Annotated in this window: 16 protein-coding genes and 1 pseudogene; 8 read left to right on the top strand and 9 right to left on the bottom strand. The window is 68.7% G+C overall.

Annotation, left to right across the window (positions count from 1 at the left end):
- Positions 1 to 16: 16 nt before the first annotated feature.
- Positions 17 to 712: a histidine utilization repressor gene (hutC, locus tag HAV18_RS23305; RefSeq protein WP_166960395.1), complete on the bottom strand. Its 696-nt coding sequence runs from the start codon at positions 710 to 712 to the stop codon at positions 17 to 19.
- 4 nt (positions 713 to 716) lie between these two features.
- Positions 717 to 2,240, bottom strand: coding sequence for a histidine ammonia-lyase (gene hutH / locus HAV18_RS23310; protein ID WP_166960398.1), 1,524 nt, complete (start codon positions 2,238 to 2,240; stop codon positions 717 to 719).
- Positions 2,241 to 2,453: 213 nt separating this feature from the next.
- On the opposite strand from hutH, the gene HAV18_RS23315 reads away from it, so the two are divergent.
- Complete coding sequence (locus tag HAV18_RS23315) at positions 2,454 to 3,374, top strand: glutamate/aspartate ABC transporter substrate-binding protein (protein WP_166960401.1); 921 nt, start codon at positions 2,454 to 2,456, stop codon at positions 3,372 to 3,374.
- Between the two features lie 30 nt (positions 3,375 to 3,404).
- On the opposite strand, the gene HAV18_RS23320 is transcribed toward HAV18_RS23315, so the two are convergent.
- On the bottom strand, positions 3,405 to 4,166 hold the full coding sequence (locus HAV18_RS23320) for a 4'-phosphopantetheinyl transferase superfamily protein (protein WP_166960403.1): 762 nt from the start codon (positions 4,164 to 4,166) through the stop codon (positions 3,405 to 3,407).
- Between the two features lie 183 nt (positions 4,167 to 4,349).
- Positions 4,350 to 5,390, bottom strand: coding sequence for an alpha/beta fold hydrolase (locus HAV18_RS23325; RefSeq protein WP_166960406.1), 1,041 nt, complete (start codon positions 5,388 to 5,390; stop codon positions 4,350 to 4,352).
- A gap of 438 nt (positions 5,391 to 5,828) precedes the next feature.
- Between HAV18_RS23325 and HAV18_RS23330 the strand changes: the two genes are divergently transcribed.
- Positions 5,829 to 6,770 carry a LysR substrate-binding domain-containing protein gene (locus tag HAV18_RS23330; protein WP_166960409.1) on the top strand — a complete coding sequence of 314 codons (942 nt, stop codon included), beginning with the start codon at positions 5,829 to 5,831 and terminating at the stop codon, positions 6,768 to 6,770.
- A gap of 187 nt (positions 6,771 to 6,957) precedes the next feature.
- On the top strand, positions 6,958 to 8,190 hold the full coding sequence (locus HAV18_RS23335; protein WP_243771759.1) for an MFS transporter: 1,233 nt from the start codon (positions 6,958 to 6,960) through the stop codon (positions 8,188 to 8,190).
- A 135-nt stretch (positions 8,191 to 8,325) separates the two neighbouring features.
- Here HAV18_RS23335 and HAV18_RS23340 read toward each other — a convergent pair whose 3' ends face one another.
- On the bottom strand, positions 8,326 to 9,804 hold the full coding sequence (locus HAV18_RS23340; RefSeq protein ID WP_166960412.1) for a deoxyribodipyrimidine photo-lyase: 1,479 nt from the start codon (positions 9,802 to 9,804) through the stop codon (positions 8,326 to 8,328).
- Positions 9,805 to 10,146: 342 nt separating this feature from the next.
- Between HAV18_RS23340 and HAV18_RS23345 the strand changes: the two genes are divergently transcribed.
- Both HAV18_RS23345 and HAV18_RS23350 read left to right on the top strand, forming a co-directional pair.
- On the top strand, positions 10,147 to 10,626 hold the full coding sequence (locus HAV18_RS23345; protein WP_166960415.1) for an SRPBCC domain-containing protein: 480 nt from the start codon (positions 10,147 to 10,149) through the stop codon (positions 10,624 to 10,626).
- 13 nt (positions 10,627 to 10,639) lie between these two features.
- Complete coding sequence (locus tag HAV18_RS23350; protein ID WP_166960418.1) at positions 10,640 to 11,092, top strand: nuclear transport factor 2 family protein; 453 nt, start codon at positions 10,640 to 10,642, stop codon at positions 11,090 to 11,092.
- Between the two features lie 89 nt (positions 11,093 to 11,181).
- On the opposite strand, the gene HAV18_RS23355 is transcribed toward HAV18_RS23350, so the two are convergent.
- Genes HAV18_RS23355 through HAV18_RS23370 form a run of 4 tightly spaced genes read right to left on the bottom strand, consistent with a single transcriptional unit; the run spans position 11,182 to position 15,312 of the window.
- Entirely contained in the window at positions 11,182 to 12,162 is a 981-nt protein-coding gene (locus HAV18_RS23355; RefSeq protein WP_166960421.1) for an acetyltransferase, read from the bottom strand.
- Between the two features lie 17 nt (positions 12,163 to 12,179).
- Positions 12,180 to 12,971 carry an SDR family oxidoreductase gene (locus HAV18_RS23360; protein WP_166960424.1) on the bottom strand — a complete coding sequence of 264 codons (792 nt, stop codon included), beginning with the start codon at positions 12,969 to 12,971 and terminating at the stop codon, positions 12,180 to 12,182.
- A 41-nt stretch (positions 12,972 to 13,012) separates the two neighbouring features.
- Complete coding sequence (locus HAV18_RS23365) at positions 13,013 to 14,206, bottom strand: sulfotransferase (RefSeq protein ID WP_166960426.1); 1,194 nt, start codon at positions 14,204 to 14,206, stop codon at positions 13,013 to 13,015.
- Complete coding sequence (locus HAV18_RS23370) at positions 14,203 to 15,312, bottom strand: DUF1214 domain-containing protein (protein ID WP_166960429.1); 1,110 nt, start codon at positions 15,310 to 15,312, stop codon at positions 14,203 to 14,205. Before HAV18_RS23370 ends, HAV18_RS23365 begins: the two co-directional genes overlap by 4 nt.
- 190 nt (positions 15,313 to 15,502) lie before the next feature.
- Here HAV18_RS23370 and cysD point away from each other — a divergent pair.
- The 3 genes and pseudogenes from cysD to HAV18_RS23385 form a co-directional block, all read left to right on the top strand.
- A pseudogene (cysD, locus tag HAV18_RS23375) lies at positions 15,503 to 16,423 on the top strand (sulfate adenylyltransferase subunit CysD); the annotation flags it as partial.
- On the top strand, positions 16,423 to 18,339 hold the full coding sequence (gene cysN, locus HAV18_RS23380; protein WP_166960435.1) for a sulfate adenylyltransferase subunit CysN: 1,917 nt from the start codon (positions 16,423 to 16,425) through the stop codon (positions 18,337 to 18,339). The pseudogene cysD and the gene cysN, both read left to right, overlap by 1 nt.
- A 129-nt stretch (positions 18,340 to 18,468) precedes the next feature.
- A complete protein-coding gene (locus tag HAV18_RS23385; protein WP_166960439.1) occupies positions 18,469 to 19,656 on the top strand; it encodes a helix-turn-helix transcriptional regulator in 1,188 nt (395 codons plus the stop codon).
- Positions 19,657 to 19,937: the final 281 nt, after the last annotated feature.

A 19,937-nucleotide genomic window follows, 5' to 3' on the forward strand; every position in this document is an offset into this window, starting at 1 on the left:
GAATATCAAATAGGAATCAGAAATGCCCGGTGAAGCGATAACGGCTGCCGGGATGCCACAGATTCGCCACCGAGGCGACGACGCCCTGCGACCAGGTGCGCCGATGTAAAACCAGACACGGCTCGACGTCGTCCATCCGCAGCTGCTCGCGCCGCTCCGGCGCCGGGGCCGCCGCTTCGATCCGGTACTCGACGCGCTGCAGCGGAGCCGCGCGCATCAGGTACAGGTTCGGCGTCGTGTTCGTGAAATCCTGCCCGGCGTAATCCGGCGCGACCGCCGGATTCACCCACCGTTCTTCGAGCTGCACCGGCTCGTCGTTCTCGAAGTGCAGCACCTGCGAGTGAAACAGCTTCGTGCGCACCGTCACCTGCATCTCGTCGGCGAGCGCCTCGTCGGCGCGGATCGTGTCGAGGCCGAGCACGCTGGCGTGATACGCATGCCCGCGCGCGCCGACCTCCTCCGAGATGCTGCGGATCGCCACCAGCGTCGACTCGTACTTCGGCCGCGCGACGTAGGTGCCCGCGCCCTTCATGCGTGTGAGCACCTGCTCGGCCGTCAACTCGCGCAGCGCGCGGTTGACGGTCATGCGTGCCACCTTGAATTCGCGCGCCAGCTCGTTCTCGGACGGCACCTGGTCGCCCTCCTCCCACTCGCCTGCGTGGATGCGGCCCAGGATGAAATCCTTGATCTCCTGGTAGACCGGCGCGCTCATGGGCTTACTGTTCCGATGCGAACGAGAACGGCGCGATCTTCGCGAACGCGCGCTCGCCGACGAGCTTCGCGATCGCTGCGATGTCCGGTGCGAAGTAGTGGTCGAGCTCGTAGTGCGCAACCTTGCCGCGGATCGTTTCCATCGCGGGCGCCAGCTTCGGGCTCGTGTGGTACGGCGCGCGCAGGTCGACGCCTTGTGCGGCAGCCAGCAGTTCGATCGCGAGGATGTGCTTCGTGTTGTCGGCGATGTCGGCGAGCTTGCGCGCGGCGAACGTCGCCATTGACACGTGGTCTTCCTGGTTCGCGGAAGTCGGCAGCGAGTCGACCGACGCCGGGTGCGCGAGCGTCTTGTTTTCCGATGCGAGCGCGGCAGCCGTCACGTGGGCGATCATGAAGCCCGAGTTCACGCCGCCGTCCCGCACGAGGAACGGAGGCAGGCCCGACAGCGTCGCGTCGATCAGCAGCGCGATGCGGCGCTCGGCCAGCGCACCGATTTCAGCTGCGGCCAGTGCGAGGTTGTCGGCCGCGAACGCGACGGGTTCCGCGTGGAAGTTGCCGCCCGACAGCACTTCACCGGTGTCCGGGAAGATCAGCGGGTTGTCCGATACGGCGTTCGCTTCGATCAACAGCACGTCGGCTGCATGGCGCATCTGGTCCAGACACGCGCCCATCACCTGCGGCTGGCAGCGCAGGCTGTACGGATCCTGCACCTTGTCGCAATCGCGGTGCGACTGGTTGATCGGCGAGCCTTCGAGCAGGTCGCGATACGACGCTGCCGCGTCGATCTGGCCTTGATGGCCGCGCAGTTCATGAATGCGGGCGTCGAACGGCTTCACCGAGCCGGCCGCCGCGTCGACCGACAGCGCACCCGCGACCAGCGCGGTGCGGTACAGGTCTTCGATCGAGAACATGTTGTCGAGCGCCAGCGCGGTGGATGCCTGCGTGCCGTTCAGCAGTGCGAGGCCTTCCTTCGCCTGCAGCGTCAGCGGCGCGAGGCCCGCGACGCGCAGACCGTCGACTGCGCTTGCGCGCTCGCCACGGATGAACACTTCGCCGACGCCGAGCAGCACGGCCGACATGTGCGCGAGCGGCGCGAGGTCGCCCGATGCGCCGACCGAGCCCTTCACCGGGATCAGCGGCAGCACGTCTGCGTTGAACAGCGTGATCAGCGCGTCCATCACTTCGCGACGGATGCCCGAGTGGCCGCGGCCGAGGCTCGACAGCTTCAGCGCCATCAGCAGGCGCACCGACGAGCGCGCCATCGGCTCGCCGACGCCGACCGCGTGCGACAGCACGAGGTTCTTCTGCAGCAGTTCGAGCTGGTCGTGCGGGATGTGCGTGCTGGCCAGGCGGCCGAAGCCCGTGTTGATGCCGTAGGCCGGCTCGCCCTTCGCGGCGATGTCGGCGACGGCCTTCGCGCCGGCGTCGATCTTCGCGAAGCTGGCCGGGTCGAGCGTCAGCTGCACGGATTCGCGTGCGATCTGGCGCAGTTGCGGGAGGGTCAGGTGGCCGGGGGTCAACGTAATCATGTGAGCAATCCTGTCTAGACAAGTTCGGAGTGGTTTGAAGTGTAGCCACCTGAACTTGTCTAGACAACCCGTTTTTCACCGATTTCGACTTGGGAGTTTCCCTGATGCCCGGTGGGGCCCGCCGGATCGGTTGGCGGGATCCGACTCTTAACATATGTTGCAATTATTTTGTCTTTGGCAACATACGGATCACCATTTGTCACGGAGACCGTCATGCACTTCCCGCCCCGCTTCACCGCCCTGCTCGGCCGCGGCCTGCTCGCCGCCGCGTGTGCACTCGCATGCGGCGCCCCGTTCGCCGCGGAGCCGCTCTCGGGCACGCTCGAGAAGATCCGGCAGAGCAACCTGATCTCGATCGGCCACCGCGAAACGTCGGTGCCGTTCTCCTACGTCGACGCGAACGGCAAGGTCATCGGCTTCTCGCAGGACCTGTGCGACCGCGTGATTGCCGCCGTGAAGGCGCGCGTCGGCAAGCCCGACCTGCAGGTGCGCTTCATCCCCGTCACGTCGCAGAACCGCATCCCGCTCGTGCAGAACGGCACCGTCGATCTCGAATGCGGCGTCACCACGAACCTCGCCGCGCGTCACGCGCAGGTTGCCTTCTCGACCACCTTCTTCGTCGCGACGACGCGCCTGCTCACGCGCACGAGCTCGGGCATCCGCGACTTCCCCGACCTCGCCGGCAAGACGGTCGTGACGAACCAGGGCACGACGTCCGAGCGCCTGCTGCGCAGGATGAACGAGGAAAAGAAGATGAACGTGCAGATCATCAGCGCGAAGGACTACGGCGAAGGACGCCTCACGCTCGAATCGGGCCGCGCGGCCGCGTACATGATGGACGACGTGCTGCTCGCGGGCGTGCGCCAGCTCGCCGCGAAGCCGGCCGACTGGCAGATCGTCGGCACGCCGCAGTCGTCGGAAGCCTACGGGTTCATGCTGCGCAAGGACGATCCGCAGTTCAAGGCGCTCGTCGACGGCGTGCTCGTGCAGTTGATGAAGCGCGGCGAGATCGACGCGCTGTACGACAGGTGGTTCCTGAAGCCGGTGCCGCCGAAGGGGCTCGCGTTCGACTTCCCGATGAGCGACGTGATCAAGGCGCGCTACGCGGCGCCGAACGACGCGCCGCTCGAATGAGCGACGCCGGTTGACGTGCGGTGACCTGCGCTATGCGCGCGTGCGCGTCCACGCGACGCACGCCGCGTAGCCGGGCGCCGCATCGAGCCACGCGGCATCGAACGCCGCGACGCCGGCCGCCGGCGCGGCCGGGTCGACGATCGTCGTCGCGGGTGTCGCCACATCGCGCGGCGGCACGACCGCGAACGCACGCAACCCGCCGACGATGCCGGTGCCGAGCGCCTTGAGCAGCGCTTCCTTCGCCGACCACACGCGCATGAACGCCGCCGCGCGCGCGGCGGGCGACGTGCTGTCGAGCCAGGCGGCCTCGGCGGGCGCGCAGACTTCGCGCGTCAGCGCACGCCAGTCGGCCGCGCGGTCACAACACTCGATATCGACGCCGACGCGGCCCGCGGGCGCCCACGCGAGCAACGCGTGGGCGCCTGCATGCGACACGTTGAAATCGAGTTCCGTCTGATACGCGGGGGCCGGCGACGGCCGCCCCGATTCGTCGACGACGATCGCGACCGCGTGCGGCGCGACCCCGAGGGCCGCGCCGAGCACGTCGCGCAGCGCGGCACGCGTCGCGGCACTGCGTACCGCATCCTCGTGACGCATGAAGCGCGCGGCACGCGCGCGTTCGCCATCGCTCAGTGCCGCATAGGCCGGCGAGGCGAGCGGGATGCTCCAGTCGAAATCGATGCGCACGACCCGCACACCCGCGCGGGCTGCGGCGGGCGGCACATCGAGCGCGTGCACGCGCCACGCGCGGGGGGTGTCGGCCGGAGAAGCGGAATCGGACGGAATGGACATCGATGCGCGGCAGCCTGTGCTGTGAAAGGGAAGGCCCGATGTTAATCGATCGCGCCGGCGTACGAGCCGGCGGGTGTGCGGATCGCCGCGGCCGCATCGAACCGGAGCGGCTTCATGAGCGGCATGCGAAGGCCGCGCACGGCAACACGCGATGCCTGCGACGCATCGGGCAGCCGCCGTGCATCACCCGTTCGCGGCGACGCCCGGCACGCCGCTGCCCGCTGCCCGCCCGCGCGACGCCGGGTGGAGCGCGCGCACGCGGCCCGGCGCATCGGCCGGCAGCACGCCGTGCTGCAGCCAGTACAACGCAAGCGGCCACAACGTGTCGGTGAAGCGGCTGTGGAAAAACGCGAAATGGCCGATCGCATCGACGCCGATGTCGGCCGGCCCGATCCGCAGATGCGTGACGTCGCTGCCCGTGTAGTAGCCGACCAGCCGCTCGATCGCTTCGACCGTGCCGAACCCGTCGTCGTCGAGGCCGATCGCGAGCATCGGCGCCGACAGCCCCGCGAAGCGGGCGGGCAACGCGGCGCGGCTCGCGGCGGGTTCAGCGAGCGGGCCGCTCGTATAGCCATCCTCGAAGCGCGCCTGCGAGCGCACCCACGACAACGCGACGCCGCGCGGCGTGTCCTCCATCCAGCCGAGCCGCTTCGCGGGCACGTAGCCGAACACCGTCGCGAGCACCGGCATCGCAACGTGCCACTTCCACCACATGCGCCGCCGTTCGGCCGGCAGGTAATCGCGCCAGTACGCGTACTGCGCGCCGACCGTCACCGCATGCCGCACGTGTCCGTTCGATGCCGCGAGCCCGAGCGCGAACCCGCCGATGCTGTGCGCGACGACGTCGATCGGCTGGCCTGGAAACGCGTCGCGAGCGTATTGCAGCGCGGCTTCGCAATCGAGCCGCCCCCAGTCGAGCCAGTTCGCGCGCAGCTTCGCGAGCTGCGCCGGGCGCGACCCGCCGATGCCGCGATAGTCGTAGACGAGCACGTCGCGCCCCTGTGAGAACAGCCAGGCCGCGAAACGAAAGTAGTAATCGCAACGCACCGACGTCGCACAATTGATGACCGTCACGGGCCGCGCGACACTGCCGCCGCGATGGCGCCATACATGGCCGCGCAATTCATAGCCGTCGGCCGCGCGCAGCGTCACGGGCTCGGGCGGCAATGCGCCCGCCGCGCGGCTGCCCTGCGTCGTTCCGCTGCCTTCGTTCGAAATCGTCATCGAGTCTCCTGTCGGTCCGAGTTAGCGCTTTAGCGCTTACTCGGACCCCATGCTTCGCGGTCGGTCCGAGTTAGCGCTTTGGCGCTTACTCGGGTCCCATGCTTCGCGGTCGGTCCGGGTTAGCGCTTTGGCGCTTACTCGGGTCCCATGCTTCGCGGTCGATCCGGGTTGGCGCTTCAGCGCTTACTCGCATCCCGTGCTTCGCGGTCGGCCCGAGTTAGCGCTTTGGCGCTTCCTCAGCCCCCTACTTCACGTTCGATTCGGGTGGCGCCTCGGTGCTTGCCCGAGCCCATGCTTCGCACTCGGCCAGGGCGTCAACGCCCCGCCGCCTGCTCCAGCCCCATGCTTCGCCGCCCGAGCCCGCTCCAGCCTCCATTGAACTTGACGCGCCCCGCGTTCTCAACCAATCTTGCTGCTCCGTTCGCATGAGTCACGCGCATGTCAACGCCGCTCGTCCGTCTCCCGTCGCTCGACCTCGTCCGCGGTTTCGTCGCCGTCGGCCGCCGCATGAGCATCACGCTCGCCGCGCAGGACCTGTGCGTCACGCAATCGGCGGTCAGCCGCCAGGTGCACGCGCTCGAAGCACATCTCGGCGTCGCGCTGCTGCAGCGCGGCTACCGGAAGATCGCGTTCACGCCGGAAGGCGAGCGGCTGTTTCGGGTCGCCGATGCGGCACTGCACGGCCTGCAGGACACCGTCGCGTCGCTCGCCGCCGCGCGCGAGCGCCAGCCCGTCACGATCACCGCGAGCATCGGTGTCACCGCGCTGTGGTTGCTGCCGCGGCTCGGGCGGCTGCAGGCGCGCCTGCCGGAGATCGACCTGCGCGTCGCCGCGAACGACAAGGTACTCGATTTGCGCGCCGAAGGCATCGACCTCGGCATCCGCTATTGTCCGCGCGACCGCGCGCCGGCCGGCGCGCTGCACCTGTTCGACGAGATCGTCGTGCCGGTCGCCCATCCCGCGCTCGCGGCGCGGCCCGTCACGAACGCGGCCGCGATCGCCGGCCACGTGCTGCTCGAATTCGACGGGCCGCCGCAGCCGCAATTGCAGTGGCACACGCACCTGCTCGCGGCCGGACTCGGCGACGCGCGCCCGAAAGGCGTGCTGCGCTTCAACCAGTACGACCAGGTGATCCAGGCCGCGATCGCCGGCCAGGGCATCGCGCTCGGGCGGCTCGCGCTCGTCGCGCCGATGCTCGCGGACGGGCGGCTCGCGGTGCTCGGGCCGCACACGCAGGCGCTGTCGGAGGCGTACGGCTACTGGCTGTTCCAGCACGATCCGGCGCCGCGCCGCGAAGTCGCAGACGTCCGCGACTGGATGCTCGCCGAAGCAGCCGAATGCGATACCGCGATACGTGCGCACGACCCGGCATCGGCGTAGGGCGGAGCCGGTTTGGCGAATGCCGCTGACCGCGGCCGGACGCTTCCGCCCCATCCCGAGCACCCCTCGTCGCATTCTCCGCACGCATGCCAACCTGACCGAATGATCGCTTGAGCGGCAACGGTCCCGATCGTCTAATCGGATCGAGCGCGGCCGTTTCGCCGCGCACCTTCATCCGGAGACACGCATGACCCCGATCGAGCAGGAAGTCCGCCGCCGCTGGCTGCCCGTACTGGCCGGCGGCCTGATCATGGGCGCCGCGCTCGGCATCCGCCACGTGCAGGGCCTGTTCCTCGCGCCGGTGTCGCTCAACCACGGCTGGTCGCGCGAAGCGTTCGGGCTCGCGCTGGCGCTGCAGAACCTGATCTGGGGCGTCGCGCAGCCGTTCACGGGCATGGTCGCCGATCGCTTCGGCTCGCTGCGCGTGATCGTCGCCGGAATGCTGCTCTATGCGGCCGGGCTCGTCACGATGGCGCATGCGGCGACGACCGGCATGTTCACGGTCGGCGCCGGGCTCGTGATCGGCATCGCGCTGTCGGGCTCGGCGTTCGCCTCGATCTATGGCGCACTGAGCCGCCTGTTTCCGCCCGACCGGCGCGGCTGGGCGCTCGGCGTCGCGGGCGCGATCGGCGGGCTTGGCCAGTTCTGCATGGTGCCCGTCGCGCAGGAGCTGATCGGCGGCATCGGCTGGCGGCATGCGTTCATCGCGCTGGCGCTCGTCGCGGCGCTGCTCGCGCCGCTCGCCGTGCTGCTGCGCGACCGGCCCGCGCAGGTTGCCGGCGCAGCCGCCGGCCCCGACCAGTCGATCGGCGAAGCCGTGCGCGAGGCATTCGCGCATCGCGGCTTCTGGCTGCTGAACGCGGGCTTCTTCGCGTGCGGCTTCCAGCTCGCCTTCATCGCGACGCATCTTCCGGCGTACCTGCTCGACCACGGGTTGCCGGCACGCCACGCGAGCATCTCGCTCGCGCTGATCGCGCTGACCAACGTGGCCGGCACCTATGCGTGCGGCCATCTCGGCGGACTGCTGCGGCGCAAGTACGTGCTGTCGGTGCTGTACCTCGTGCGTGCGCTCACGATGGCCGCGTTCGTCGCCGCGCCGCTGTCGCCCGCGAGCGTCTACGTGTTCGCGGCCGTCATGGGGTTCACGTGGCTCGGCACCGTGCCGCTGACGAACGGCGTGATCTCGCAGGTGTTCGGCGTGCGCTACATCGCGACGCTGTTCGGCTTCGTGTTCTTCGGGCACCAGCTCGGCAGCTTCTTCGGTGTCTGGCTCGGTGCGCTCGTGTACGACGCGACCCATTCGTACATGCCGCTGTGGATCGGCTCGATCGCCCTCGGCGTACTCGCGGCGTTGCTGCACCTGCCGATCAACGACGCGCGCGTCGCGCGTCCGGCATCGGGCAACGCGGCATGGGCATGATCCGCGCAGCACTGGCCGCCGGCACGCTCGCGTTCGTCGCGTGGTGCGGCGCGGCCTACTTCGATTCGGGCGTCGCGTACGCGCTGCTCGAGCACGTCGCGTTCTGCAATTGATGCGGCGCCCCGATGCGGGCGGTCAGCGGCGCTTCGGCAATGCCGCCAGCGCATCGAGTGCGCGGTCACGCGCGGCCGCATGCTCGACGAGCGGTTCCGGATAGTCGAGTCCGAGCCGCACACCCGCCGCGTCGAGCTCCAGCGGCGTAGCCTCCCACGGCGCATGAATCGATGCGGTGTCGAGGCCGGCAAGCTCGGGCACCCAGCGTCGCACGTACGCGCCATCCGGGTCGAACTTCCGCCCTTGCGCGACCGGATTGAAGATGCGGAAATACGGCGCGGCGTCGGCGCCGCAGCCGGCCACCCACTGCCAGCTCGCCGCGTTGTTCGCGGGATCGGCGTCGACCAGCGTGTCCCAGAACCACGCTTCGCCCGCGCGCCAGTCGATCAGCACGTGCTTGATCAGGAACGACGCAACGACCATCCGCACACGGTTGTGCATCCAGCCGGTCGTCCACAGTTCGCGCAGGCCCGCATCAACGAGCGGATAGCCGGTCAGCCCGCGCTGCCACGCACGCAGCGCGGCGGGATCGTCGCGCCACCGCATCGCATCGAACTGCGTGCGGAAGTTGTCGGTCGCGAGTGCCGGAAAGTGGTACAGCAGCATGTAGCTGAATTCCCGCCAGCCGAGTTCGCTCAGGAACTTGTCGGCGCCCGCCGCGCACGCCGCGCCGCCCGCCTGCGCGGCACCCTGCACCGCGTGCCACACCTGTCGCGGCGACACGTTGCCGAAGCGCAGGAACGGCGACAGCCGGCTCGTCGCGGGCCGGTCGGGACGGTCGCGCGCATCCGCGTAATCGGCCAGCGACGTCGTCAGGAACGCGTCGAGCTGCGCGTGCGCGCCGTCTTCGTCGGGTGCGGGCCACGCGTCGCACAGGCCGCCGGCCCAATTCGGCACCGGCGGACGCAACGCCAGCGCGTCGAGCGCCAGCGCACGGTCGCTCACCGCCTTCGGCCACGGATAAAAGCCGATCCGTTCGGGCGCCGGCAGCGGCGCGACGACCGCACGATCGCGGCGCGCCGCGCGCCAGTACGCGGTGAACACCTGGTACGGCCCACCGCTGCCCGTCAGCACCTCCCACGGCTCGTTCAGCAGGCTGCCGTTGCTGCTCTCGACCGTGACACCGCGCGCCTTGAGCGACGCCTTCAGCGCCGCGTCGGCGTCGCGCTGCGGTTGCGCATAACGACGGTTCCAGTACACGGCTTGCGCACCCGTGTCGTGCACGACGCGCTCGATCTCGCGCGGCGCGTCGCCGCGCAACAGCAGCAGGCGTCCGCCATGACGCGCCAGCGCCGCGTCGAGCCCGGCCAGCGACCCGTGCAGCCACCAGCGCGCCGCGCCGCCGAGCGCTCGCCCCGCGCCAGCACCCGTGTCGTCGACGAATACGCACACGAGCGGCCGGCCCGATGCCGCCGCGCGCGTCAGCGCGGGCTGGTCGGTCACGCGCAGATCGTCGCGGAACCAGACGATCGCGGGAGCAACGGACGACTTGGCGGGCACGGGCACCTCGATGACGAAAGCAGGAAGAGACCCGTATTGTCGCGGCTGCGCTGCGTGGTGTCGACGTTCGACGCCCCCGCGTGCCGATGGCGTCGACGGTCACGGCCGTCGTACCCGCTGCTGCCCCCCCGGTGAAACGCCTTAGTCCATTCCGACGATTCTTCGCCGCATGCGCCGGCCTACGCTCGATGTCGGGTGCGCTGCGCGGCACCTGCCGGCCGCTACCGGCACCGCGCGTTCCGTCCCGCCCCTGCCATGCGCGCCGGCCGATGCCGTCGCGGACCTATCCGACCGCTGCGGCGCCCGGCCAGCCGGGCGCGCAGCCTCACCCGATAAACCCCCATGACCAAACCCTCGAATCTCGTCACCTCGATCACCGTCGACATCGACGCACCGGCTTCCGTCGTCTGGGAAGTGCTGACCGACTTCCCCCGCTACGGCGAATGGAACACGTTTTGCGTCGGTTTCGAAACGACCGGCAAGCTCGGCGATTTCGTGCACATGCAGGTGCGTATTCCCGGCACGGAGACCGTGATTCCCGTCAGCGAGATCCTCGTCGCCTGCGAACCGGAACGCCTGCTGTCGTGGGAGCAGCGCCCGACCGACGACAACAAGGACGCCGCGCGCCGCGACCAGTACATCGATGCGATCGACGCGCAGCGCTGCCGCTATTTCACGACCGACCAGTTCCTCGGCATCAACGCGGACACGATCATGCAGAACCACGGTGCGTGGGTGAAACAGGGTTTCGACCAGTGCGCGCGCGACGTGAAGCAGCGCGCAGAAGCACTGCATGCGGCACGCAAGCGCAAAAGCGCGTGACCGGGAGCCGCCGATGCCCGATCTGCAAACGCTGTCCGACCATCACGACATCCGCGAACTGATCGTCGCGTATTCGAGCGCGATCGACACCCGCGACTTCGACGCGCTCGACGCGGTGTTCACGCCCGACGCGGCGATCGACTATCGCGCGATGGGCGGCATCGCCGGCTGCTACGCGGAAGTCAAGGCGTGGCTGCGCACCGTGCTGCCGCAGTTTCCGCAGTACCAGCATATGGTCGGCAACCTGTCGATCCGGCTCGATGGCGACACCGCGCGCGGTCGCACGATCTGCTTCAATCCGATGGAAGTCGTGCTGCCGGATGGCGGCACGCAGGTGATGTTTCTCGGGCTGTGGTACGTCGACCGGTTCGTGCGTACGGCACCGGGCTGGCGCATCGCCGAGCGCGTCGAGGAGCGCTGCTACGGCCACAACGTGCCGGCCGTGCTCGCGGGCGCGACCGGGTGATCGGACCAAAATGCGGGGGCCATCATGCACCGGCCACGATGCGCACGCCGTGCAATGGCTGCACGGCGCGCGCATCTCAGGCCGTTGCGTCAATCGAGCCGGAACGCCGCCTCGAATCGCTCGGCGAACGTGTCGAACTCGGCTTCGGGCAGATGGTTGATACCGCCCGCGCGCTTGCGCCCGCCGCCGGTCGCAAAGCCGCGGCAGAACTCGTCGGCGCCGAGCGGCCGGCCATCGGGCACGCGCACGCTGACGACGAGCCCGCCGTCCGCGCGCGGCGACAGCACCGCGAGTGCCGCATGCGGCGCATTGCGCATCCGCTCGTTCGCGAGCATGCCCGTCGCACGCCGCGCCCATGGATGATCAGGCATCCGGACCAATGTCGCGCCGGGAACCTCGCGCAGCGGCGCAAGTGCGCACGCACGAGCCATGTCGTCGCGGTAGCCGTCGCGCAGTGCGGCAAACACGGCCGTCTCGCGCACGAAATCGAGCGGGTCGACGCATGGCAGCATCGCGTCGGCGAGCGCCGCCGGGTCGAAATGCAGATCGCCGACACACTCGCCGTACGCGTTGTAGTTCAGGTAAAGGCCGAGTTCGGCGAGCGTGTCGCGCTCCGCGTCGTCGATCGCATGCTCGCGCGCAAGCGCGCCCCCGAGCGCCGGCAACTCGTCGCCGAATGCCGCGACGATCGCCCAGCGCACATGCCGGCCGCCGAGATAGCGGTTCACGATCGCGCTCGTGCAGACGTCGGCCGACGTGTCGATATGCGCGTCGAAGCGCGGATCGTCGGGCAGCTCGCCCGCGAAGTGATGGTCGAAATAGCGGACCGTCGCGCCGTCGCGCAGCAGCCGCGCGCACGCATCGCGATTCTGGTCGTGCGATACGTCGAGCACGGTGACGATGTCGCCCGCGCGCGCGTCGATCCGCTCGAGCAGCTTGATGTCGCGCTTCACACCGGTCACGAGCGTGCCGTGCACGCCCTCCGCGAGCCGCAGTTGCTGAAGCGCGCACAGGCCGTCTGCATCGCCGTTGAATGCAAAGAAGTGTTGTTCGTTATGGTTGTCCTGCATGATCCTTTGCTCCATCGTCAGGGCATGAAATCGCCGCCATTTGCGTCGAGCGTCGCGCCCGTCACCGCGTTCGCGTAGTCCGACGCGAGGAACAGCGCCGCACGCGCGCAATCGTCGTCGGTCGGCAGCTTCGCAAGCGCGATGTTCGATGCGATCGGCGCGATGATCTGCTCTTCCGTCATCCCGTACTCGGCGGCCGCCTGCCGGAAATACGTCTGGGTCGGCACGCCCCACATCCACCCCATGTGGATGCTGTTCGCGCGAATGCCGTGCACGCCGAGTTCGCGCGCCAGGTATTTTGCCGCAACTGCGAGCGCCCCCTTCGATACAGCGTAGCCGCCTTCCCCTGCAAACGGCTTGCGGGTCGCCTGCGTGTTGATCATCACGATCGCCCCGCGCTTGCGCCGCTTCATGTGCGGCACGACTTCCTGCGTGAGCGCCATCGTGCCGAACACGTTGGTGTCGAACACCGCGCGCCAGCCGTCGAGGTCGGCCTCCTCTACCGGTTCGGGAAACGTGCCGTGCACGAAAGCGCTGTTCACGAGTGCATCGATCCGGCCGAAGCGCTCGACGGCCTCGGTCGCGAGTTGCCGGCATTGCGCGCGATCGGTGATGTCGGTCTTCACCTTCAGCACGTCGCAGTCGACGCCGAGTGCGCCGATCCGGGCCTCCGCGTCGTCGAGCTTCTCCATCGTGCGCGCCGCGACGACCACGCCGCGTGCACCTTCGCGCGCGGCCTCGACGGCGAGCTTCACGCCGAGCCCCGGCCCGATCCCTGAAACTACAACGATCTTGTCTTTCAGCAACATGGGTTGTCTCCTGGTTGTCGTTCGTCTCGCGGGTGCGGCCGTCAGCCGGCCGCCCGCAGGTGCCGCTCGCGATACGCGGCGAAGTCGTGCGCGAGCTGCGCATCGGTGAAGCCGAAGCGCGCGATCGAATAGTCGTGCGCGGCGCGCTTGTCGCGGCCGTTGCGCGCCATCCAGTCGGTCATCGCCGCGCGCTGCGCGGCATCGAGCGGCATGCCGGCGAAGGCGTACACGGCCTCGGCAACGCCGAGCGGATTCGACACCGTGTCCTCGAAACGCACGTCGAGAAACCGGCCGGTCGGCAGGGCGTCACGTGCCACCATCGCCGCGCCGATCGCGCGCGCCATCCCCGCGTTCCACTGCGCGCCGACGGCGAGCGGATCGGGATCGTCGGCATACATCTGCCACAGCGTGAGCGCCATGCTCGCCATCGACGGAATCGTCTGCGCCGGGTCGCGATGCGTGAGCACGACCTGCGCGCGCGGAAACACGCGGCACAGCACGTCGAGCGCATGCAGGTGCTGCGGCGTCTTCAGCAGCCAGCGCTGCGCCGGCGCAACACCGCGCCGCGCCTTCTGCCACTGCAGGAACTGCAGCATCCGCTTCAGGTACGTGTAGACCGGCGTGAGATCCTGCCGCGCGAGCCACGCCGTGTAGCGCGGTACGTTCGCGTACGAATCCATCGCGCACACGAACGAATGCTCCATCAGCATGAACTCCTCGTCGGCGAGCATCGCATCGAGCGGATGGATCGTCAGGATCTGCGGAATGCAGTCGACCATCATCGCGACTTCGGCCTGCGCGCGGGCAATGCGCACGGTCGGCTCGGCAAGCGTCTCGCCGGTGAGTGGCGCCGGGTAGCGCGTTTCCCACCACGCGGCAGTATGAAAGCGCGGATCGACGGCCAGCAGCCGCTGCAGCAGCGTCGTACCCGTGCGCGGCAGGCCGACGATCACGAGCGGATCGTCGATCGCGATGTCCGCGATCTCCGGATGACGCCGGAAGTAATCCTCGACGACGAGCCGGTTCACGAGTTGCCCGACGAGCTTCTCGCGCATCATCTCCGCGCCGCGTGCGGACAGCTTCGCTTCGTCGATCAGCGACGCGCACATCACGTCGAGCGCCTCGCGATACGGCCCGTCGCCGAATGCAGTGAGCCCGCCCGTGCGCGACACGGCCTCGGCAATCAGTCCGTCGGGAGCCAGCAGCGTACGAATCTGGTCGAGCGGCGCATTCATGCGGCCTCCTTCAGCGCGGCGAGCTTCACGACCCGCGTGCGCGGATGCACCGGCTGCACGGCACCGACCCAGCGCCAGCAGATCGTGCCGGTGCGATGCCCGGCCGTATCGAGCCAGTTCGCATCACCCGGCCGCGCGGCCGCGACGACCACCGTCACGCCACCGTCGGCATTGCGCCGTGCGCTGTGCTTGTTCACGCAGATGTCGAAGTGCCTATAGTCGAGCGACTCCATCCAGTAGTTGTTGAGCTGCACGTTCCAGAAATCACAGTCGGGCACCGTATCGACGTCGATCACGAGCGCTTCGTCGTCGGCCAGCGCCCAGCACGAGTGGTAGTAGTAGATGTTCGGATCGCCGCCGACCGACTGGCACAGCGCCTGGTCGGCGGGCGGCAGCGCGTTGACGTGCGACCGGTAGCTCGCGGCCCAGTCCGCGAACAGCTTCGACGTCTGCTCGACGAATTGCGCGGCGCGCGTGAGGCCGCCGTGCAGCACGAGCGGGTCGAGCGGCGCCGGGCGATCGCCGGCGCCGATGCGCTCGATCTTTAGTTGAGCAGGCGTTTCCGTGCGTCGATCGAGGAAGGTCTGGCGCACGAGCAGCGCGTTCGTGCCCGGCTCCATGCGCACCCAATTGCCCGCGCGCGGCGTCTCGCTCAGCACGATCTCGAAGCTGCCGTCCGGCGCGATCTCGAGCTGCTTCGCGTCGAGAAAGCCCGTCTGCAGCATCTTGCCGTCGGTTTCGTAGCCGCCCTTCTGCGTGCCGAAGCTCAGGTACGCGACCGTGCCGCGCCGCCCCGTCACGCGGTATTCGCAGCGGCCGTCGAGGCGCGCGTACTGGTACAGGTTGTCGGGATTGTCCGCGCCGATCTTCGCGGTCTCATGCGACGGCGAGAAAAAGCCGGGCCACGCGCCGTCCGCGAACTCGACGTGCATTTCGAGCGCGATGCGCATCAGCCGGCTCAGGTAGCGGAAGCCTTCCGCGCGTGTCAGCGGATCGTCCGGCGCTTCGGCGCGCAGGATCTGTTGTCCGCTGCGTTTCAGGGTGTCGCAGAAATCGGCCCAGGTCTGGCCCGAAAGCAATTGCGTGGCACGTGTGTCGTCCGTCATGTGTCGTCTCCGCCGATGGTCGAGCGCTTACCTTAAGCGCCGGCGTCGCGCACCTCTTCGTCCGGGTGGACTAAGGAAAGATCCGCTCCGTCGCCGCATGCCGGTTTAGTCCACCCGGACGAAGAGCGGCAGGCCGCTCGCTCGATACCGTTGGCGTCATGCACGAAACGCCGCACATGTCGCGCGGCGCCGGCATGAAACAAGGAGACGAACGATGTTGACCCACTTGGAGCGGCTGGAGGCCGAAAGCATCCACATCATGCGCGAGGTGGTCGCCGAGAGCGAAAACCCGGTGATGCTGTATTCGATCGGCAAGGACAGCTCGGTCATGCTGCATCTCGCGATGAAGGCGTTCTACCCGGCGAAGCCGCCCTTTCCGCTGCTGCACGTCGATACGACGTGGAAATTCCGCGAGATGATCGCGTTTCGCGACGAAACGGCCGCGCGCCTCGGCCTCGACCTGCGCGTACACATCAACCCCGAGGGCGTCGCGAACGACATCAACCCGTTCACGCACGGCTCGGCCGTGCATACCGACGTGTGGAAGACGCAGGGGCTCAAGCAGGCGCTCGATCACTACGGCTTCGACGCCGCGTTCGGCGGCGCGCGCCGCGACGAGGAGAAATCGCGCGCGAAGGAACGCATCGTGTCGCTGCGCTCGGAACAGCACCGCTGGGACCCGAAGCGCCAGCGCCCCGAGCTATGGTCGCTGTACAACGCGCGCAAGCGCAAGGGCGAAAGCCTGCGCGTGTTCCCGATCTCGAACTGGACCGAACTCGACATCTGGCAGTACATCCAGCTTCACGACATCCCGATCGTGCCGCTCTACTACGCGAAGGAACGGCCCGTGGTCGAACGCGACGGCGCGCTGATCATGGTCGACGATCAACGATTGCCGCTGCGCGACGGCGAGCAGCCGCAGATGCGCAAGGTGCGCTTTCGCACGCTCGGCTGCTATCCGCTGACGGGCGCGATCGACAGCGATGCGACGACGCTCGACGACATCCTGCAGGAGATGCGCGAGACGCGCACGTCCGAACGGCAAGGACGACTGATCGACAGCGATTCGGCCGGTTCGATGGAAAAGAAGAAACAGGAGGGATATTTCTGATGGCACACGTACTCACCGCGACCGACACGCTCGCGCGCCCCGCCGCTACCGCGTCCGCCGGCGACGCCTCCCAAACCCAGGACCTGCTGCGTTTCATCACGTGCGGCAGCGTCGACGACGGCAAGAGCACGCTGATCGGCCGCCTGCTGTACGAGTCGAACATGCTGTTCGACGACCAGCTCACGCAGCTCGAAGCCGATTCGAAGAAAGTCGGCACGCAGGGCGGCGAACTCGATTTCGCGCTGCTCGTCGACGGCCTGTCGGCCGAGCGCGAGCAAGGAATCACGATCGATGTCGCGTACCGGTTCTTCGCGACCGCACGACGCAAGTTCATCGTCGCCGATACGCCCGGCCACGAGCAATACACGCGCAACATGATCACCGGCGCGTCGACCGCCGATCTCGCGGTGATCCTGATCGATGCGCGCAAGGGCGTGCTCACGCAGACGCGCCGCCATAGCCATCTCGTCGCGCTGATCGGCATCAAGCGCGTGGTGCTCGCGATCAACAAGATGGATCTCGTCGACTACGACCAGGCCGTGTTCGAGCGCATCGACGCCGACTATCGCGCGTTCGCGGCCGAACTCGGGCTCGCCGACATCGTCAGCATCCCGATGTCGGCGCTGCGAGGCGACAACGTGATCGCGCCGAGCGCGCGGATGCCGTGGTACGCCGGAGCGTCGCTGATGCAGCATCTCGACCACCTGCCGCTCGCCGCGCGCGTGACGCGCGACGAACCGTTTCGGCTGCCCGTGCAGTGGGTCAACCGCCCGCACCTGAACTTCCGCGGCTATGCGGGCAGCATCGCGTCGGGCGAGATCCGCGTCGGCGAGCGCGTGCGCGTGCTGCCGTCCGGCAAGGAGAGCCGTGTCGCATCGGTGATCACGCAAAGCGGCGAAAGCGACATCGCACGCGCCGGCGACGCGGTGACGCTCACGCTCGCCGACGAGATCGACATCAGCCGTGGCGACATGATCGCGCGCGCGGATGCGCCGCCCGAGGTGGCCGACCAGTTCGAGGCGACACTCGTGTGGATGCACGACGAGCCGATGCTGCCCGGCCGCCCGTATCTCGTGAAGCTCGGCACGCAGACGGTCGGCGCGACCTGCGCGACGCCGAAGTACAAGATCGACGTGAACACGCGCGAGCATCTCGCCGCGCGCACGCTCGCGCTCAACGAAATCGGCGTGTGCAACCTGAGCTTCGACCGGCCCGTCGCGTTCGATCCGTACGACCGCAACCGTCACACGGGCGGCTTCATCGTGATCGACCGCTTCACCAACGACACGGTCGGCGCCGGGATGCTGCACTTCGCGCTGCGCCGCGCGCACAACGTGCACTGGCAGGCGGTCGACGTAGACCGCGCCGCGCGCGCCGTGCAGAAGGCGCAGACGCCGCGCATCGTCTGGCTGACGGGGCTGTCCGGCGCCGGCAAATCGACGATCGCGAACCTCGTCGAGAAGCGGCTGCACGCGCTCGGCAAGCACACGTACCTGCTCGACGGCGACAACGTGCGGCACGGGCTGAATCGCGATCTCGGCTTCACCGAGGCCGATCGCGTGGAGAACATCCGGCGCGTCGCGGAAGTCGCGCGGCTGATGCTCGACGCGGGGCTCATCACGCTCGTGTCGTTCATCTCGCCGTTCCGCGCGGAACGCGAGATGGCGCGTGCGCTCGTCGGCCCCGACGAGTTCGTCGAAGTGTTCGTCGACACGCCGCTCTCGGTCGCCGAGGAACGCGATCCGAAGGGCCTGTACAAGAAGGCGCGGCGCGGCGAGCTGAAGCACTTCACGGGCATCGACTCGCCGTACGAGCCGCCCGCGCAGCCCGAACTGCGCGTCGACACGGTGGCCGAGTCACCGGAGGAAGCAGCCGACCGCATCGTCGCTTACCTGCTGCGCGAGCGCGCGGCGTAAACGCCGCAAGCGGGCAGCCTGACGGTTGCCCGCTTGCCGCGCCGCCTACTCCGTTCGGATGACGCGGGCCGCCGGCCGGCCGGTATGCTGGTTCGGGAATCCTTCATCCCGATCCAGGAGAACACGAGCATGCCCATCGCGCTGGCACCCGGCGATCCGGCCGCGCACGACGGTTTCGACGACGCGGCGTGGACGGCACGCGAACTCAGCGCGTGGCTCGGGCTCGTCTATCAGGGCCCGTCGGAAGCGACCCCGTGGGCCGGCTTCCTCGAAGCGGTCCGCGTGCGGCTCGACGCGAGCTTCACGACACTGGTGCTGCGCAATCCGGGCGGCGCACGGCACGGGCTCATCATCAACGCGTCGGCGCACGGCCCGCTGCTGCCCGGCGAGCCGTCGTACAGCGAGCAGTTCTATGCGCTGTGCCCGTTTCTCGACCATCCGCCCGGCCAGGTCTTCACGGCCGACCGGCTGTTCGGCGAAACCGCGTGGCGCGCGCACGATTTCTACCGGCAGTACCTGCAGCCGCTCGACCTGCGCTACATCCTCGGCGCGAACCTGCGCGGCGAACGCGGCGTCGAATGCGCGTTCTTCGTGAGCCGCGCGCACGGCGGCTGCGATTTCGACGCGGCCGAACGCGCGCAGGTCGCGACGCTCCTGCCGCACCTGCAGCGCGCGGTCGAACTGCACGCCGCGTTCGACGTGCTCGATGCCGAACGTGCGCTGTACGCGGGCACCGTCGACCGGCTCGATGTCGGCACCGCGATCGTCGACGAGGACGGCCGCGTGATCAAGCGCAACCGCATCGCCGAGCGGCTGATCGAGCAGCAGGACGGGCTGTGCGTGCGCCAGGAGCGGCTCCACGCGTCGTGCCCGCTCGACGAGCGCCGGCTGCAGAAGGCGCTGCAAGCCGCGCTCGAGCATTTCCGCGCGGGCGCGCTCGCCCGCATCGAAGCCACCACGCTGTCGCGCCCCGGCGGCGCGATGCCGTTGAGCGTGCTGCTGCGCCCGCTCGCGCCCTACCGCGGCGCCGAGGACCGCCAGCACCGGCCGGCCGTCGCGGTGTTCGTGCGCGATCCCGCGTCGTCGCCGCAGACGTCGCGCGACATGCTGCACCGGCTGTTCCGGCTCACGCCGATGGAAACCGAAATCGCGCTGTTACTCGTCGACGGGCTGACGCTCGACGAAGCGGCCGCCGCGACGGGCATCACGAAGAACACCGCCCGCGCGCACCTGCGCGGCATCTTCGCGAAAACGGGCGCGACGCGGCAGGCCGTGCTCGTGAAGACGCTGCTCAACAGCGTCGTGTCGATGGCGTAGCTGCCGCAACGGCAGCGGCCGGACACGCTACCCGGCCGCTGCGCCCACGAGCGCGGGTCGCAACCGGCTACCCGGCGATTGACGCATGCTCATTTCACGTCATACGTCATCAGACATGAATGAACCACCCGCGCACCTCATGAAATTCCCCAATATCCGGGTATTTTTCGGGTAAACCCGCGACGTCTTCCTCGGCACTCAGGCGTACCATGTTATACGACGACATACCATACAAACCGCCACCCAGACGCCGACGCGAGCAACCGCCCCGTCCGCCGCCG

It is taken from the genome of Burkholderia sp. D-99, assembly GCF_011605345.1.
Lineage (GTDB): Bacteria > Pseudomonadota > Gammaproteobacteria > Burkholderiales > Burkholderiaceae > Burkholderia.

Coding starts and splice junctions, on each gene's coding strand:
- hutC (WP_166960395.1), bottom strand. CDS start 712: ATGAGCGCGCCGGTCTACCAGGAGATCAAGGATTTCATCCTGGGCCGC.
- hutH (WP_166960398.1), bottom strand. CDS start 2,240: ATGATTACGTTGACCCCCGGCCACCTGACCCTCCCGCAACTGCGCCAG.
- HAV18_RS23315 (WP_166960401.1), top strand. CDS start 2,454: ATGCACTTCCCGCCCCGCTTCACCGCCCTGCTCGGCCGCGGCCTGCTC.
- HAV18_RS23320 (WP_166960403.1), bottom strand. CDS start 4,166: ATGTCCATTCCGTCCGATTCCGCTTCTCCGGCCGACACCCCCCGCGCG.
- HAV18_RS23325 (WP_166960406.1), bottom strand. CDS start 5,390: ATGACGATTTCGAACGAAGGCAGCGGAACGACGCAGGGCAGCCGCGCG.
- HAV18_RS23330 (WP_166960409.1), top strand. CDS start 5,829: ATGTCAACGCCGCTCGTCCGTCTCCCGTCGCTCGACCTCGTCCGCGGT.
- HAV18_RS23335 (WP_243771759.1), top strand. CDS start 6,958: ATGACCCCGATCGAGCAGGAAGTCCGCCGCCGCTGGCTGCCCGTACTG.
- HAV18_RS23345 (WP_166960415.1), top strand. CDS start 10,147: ATGACCAAACCCTCGAATCTCGTCACCTCGATCACCGTCGACATCGAC.
- HAV18_RS23350 (WP_166960418.1), top strand. CDS start 10,640: ATGCCCGATCTGCAAACGCTGTCCGACCATCACGACATCCGCGAACTG.
- HAV18_RS23355 (WP_166960421.1), bottom strand. CDS start 12,162: ATGCAGGACAACCATAACGAACAACACTTCTTTGCATTCAACGGCGAT.
- HAV18_RS23360 (WP_166960424.1), bottom strand. CDS start 12,971: ATGTTGCTGAAAGACAAGATCGTTGTAGTTTCAGGGATCGGGCCGGGG.
- HAV18_RS23365 (WP_166960426.1), bottom strand. CDS start 14,206: ATGAATGCGCCGCTCGACCAGATTCGTACGCTGCTGGCTCCCGACGGA.
- HAV18_RS23370 (WP_166960429.1), bottom strand. CDS start 15,312: ATGACGGACGACACACGTGCCACGCAATTGCTTTCGGGCCAGACCTGG.
- cysN (WP_166960435.1), top strand. CDS start 16,423: ATGGCACACGTACTCACCGCGACCGACACGCTCGCGCGCCCCGCCGCT.
- HAV18_RS23385 (WP_166960439.1), top strand. CDS start 18,469: ATGCCCATCGCGCTGGCACCCGGCGATCCGGCCGCGCACGACGGTTTC.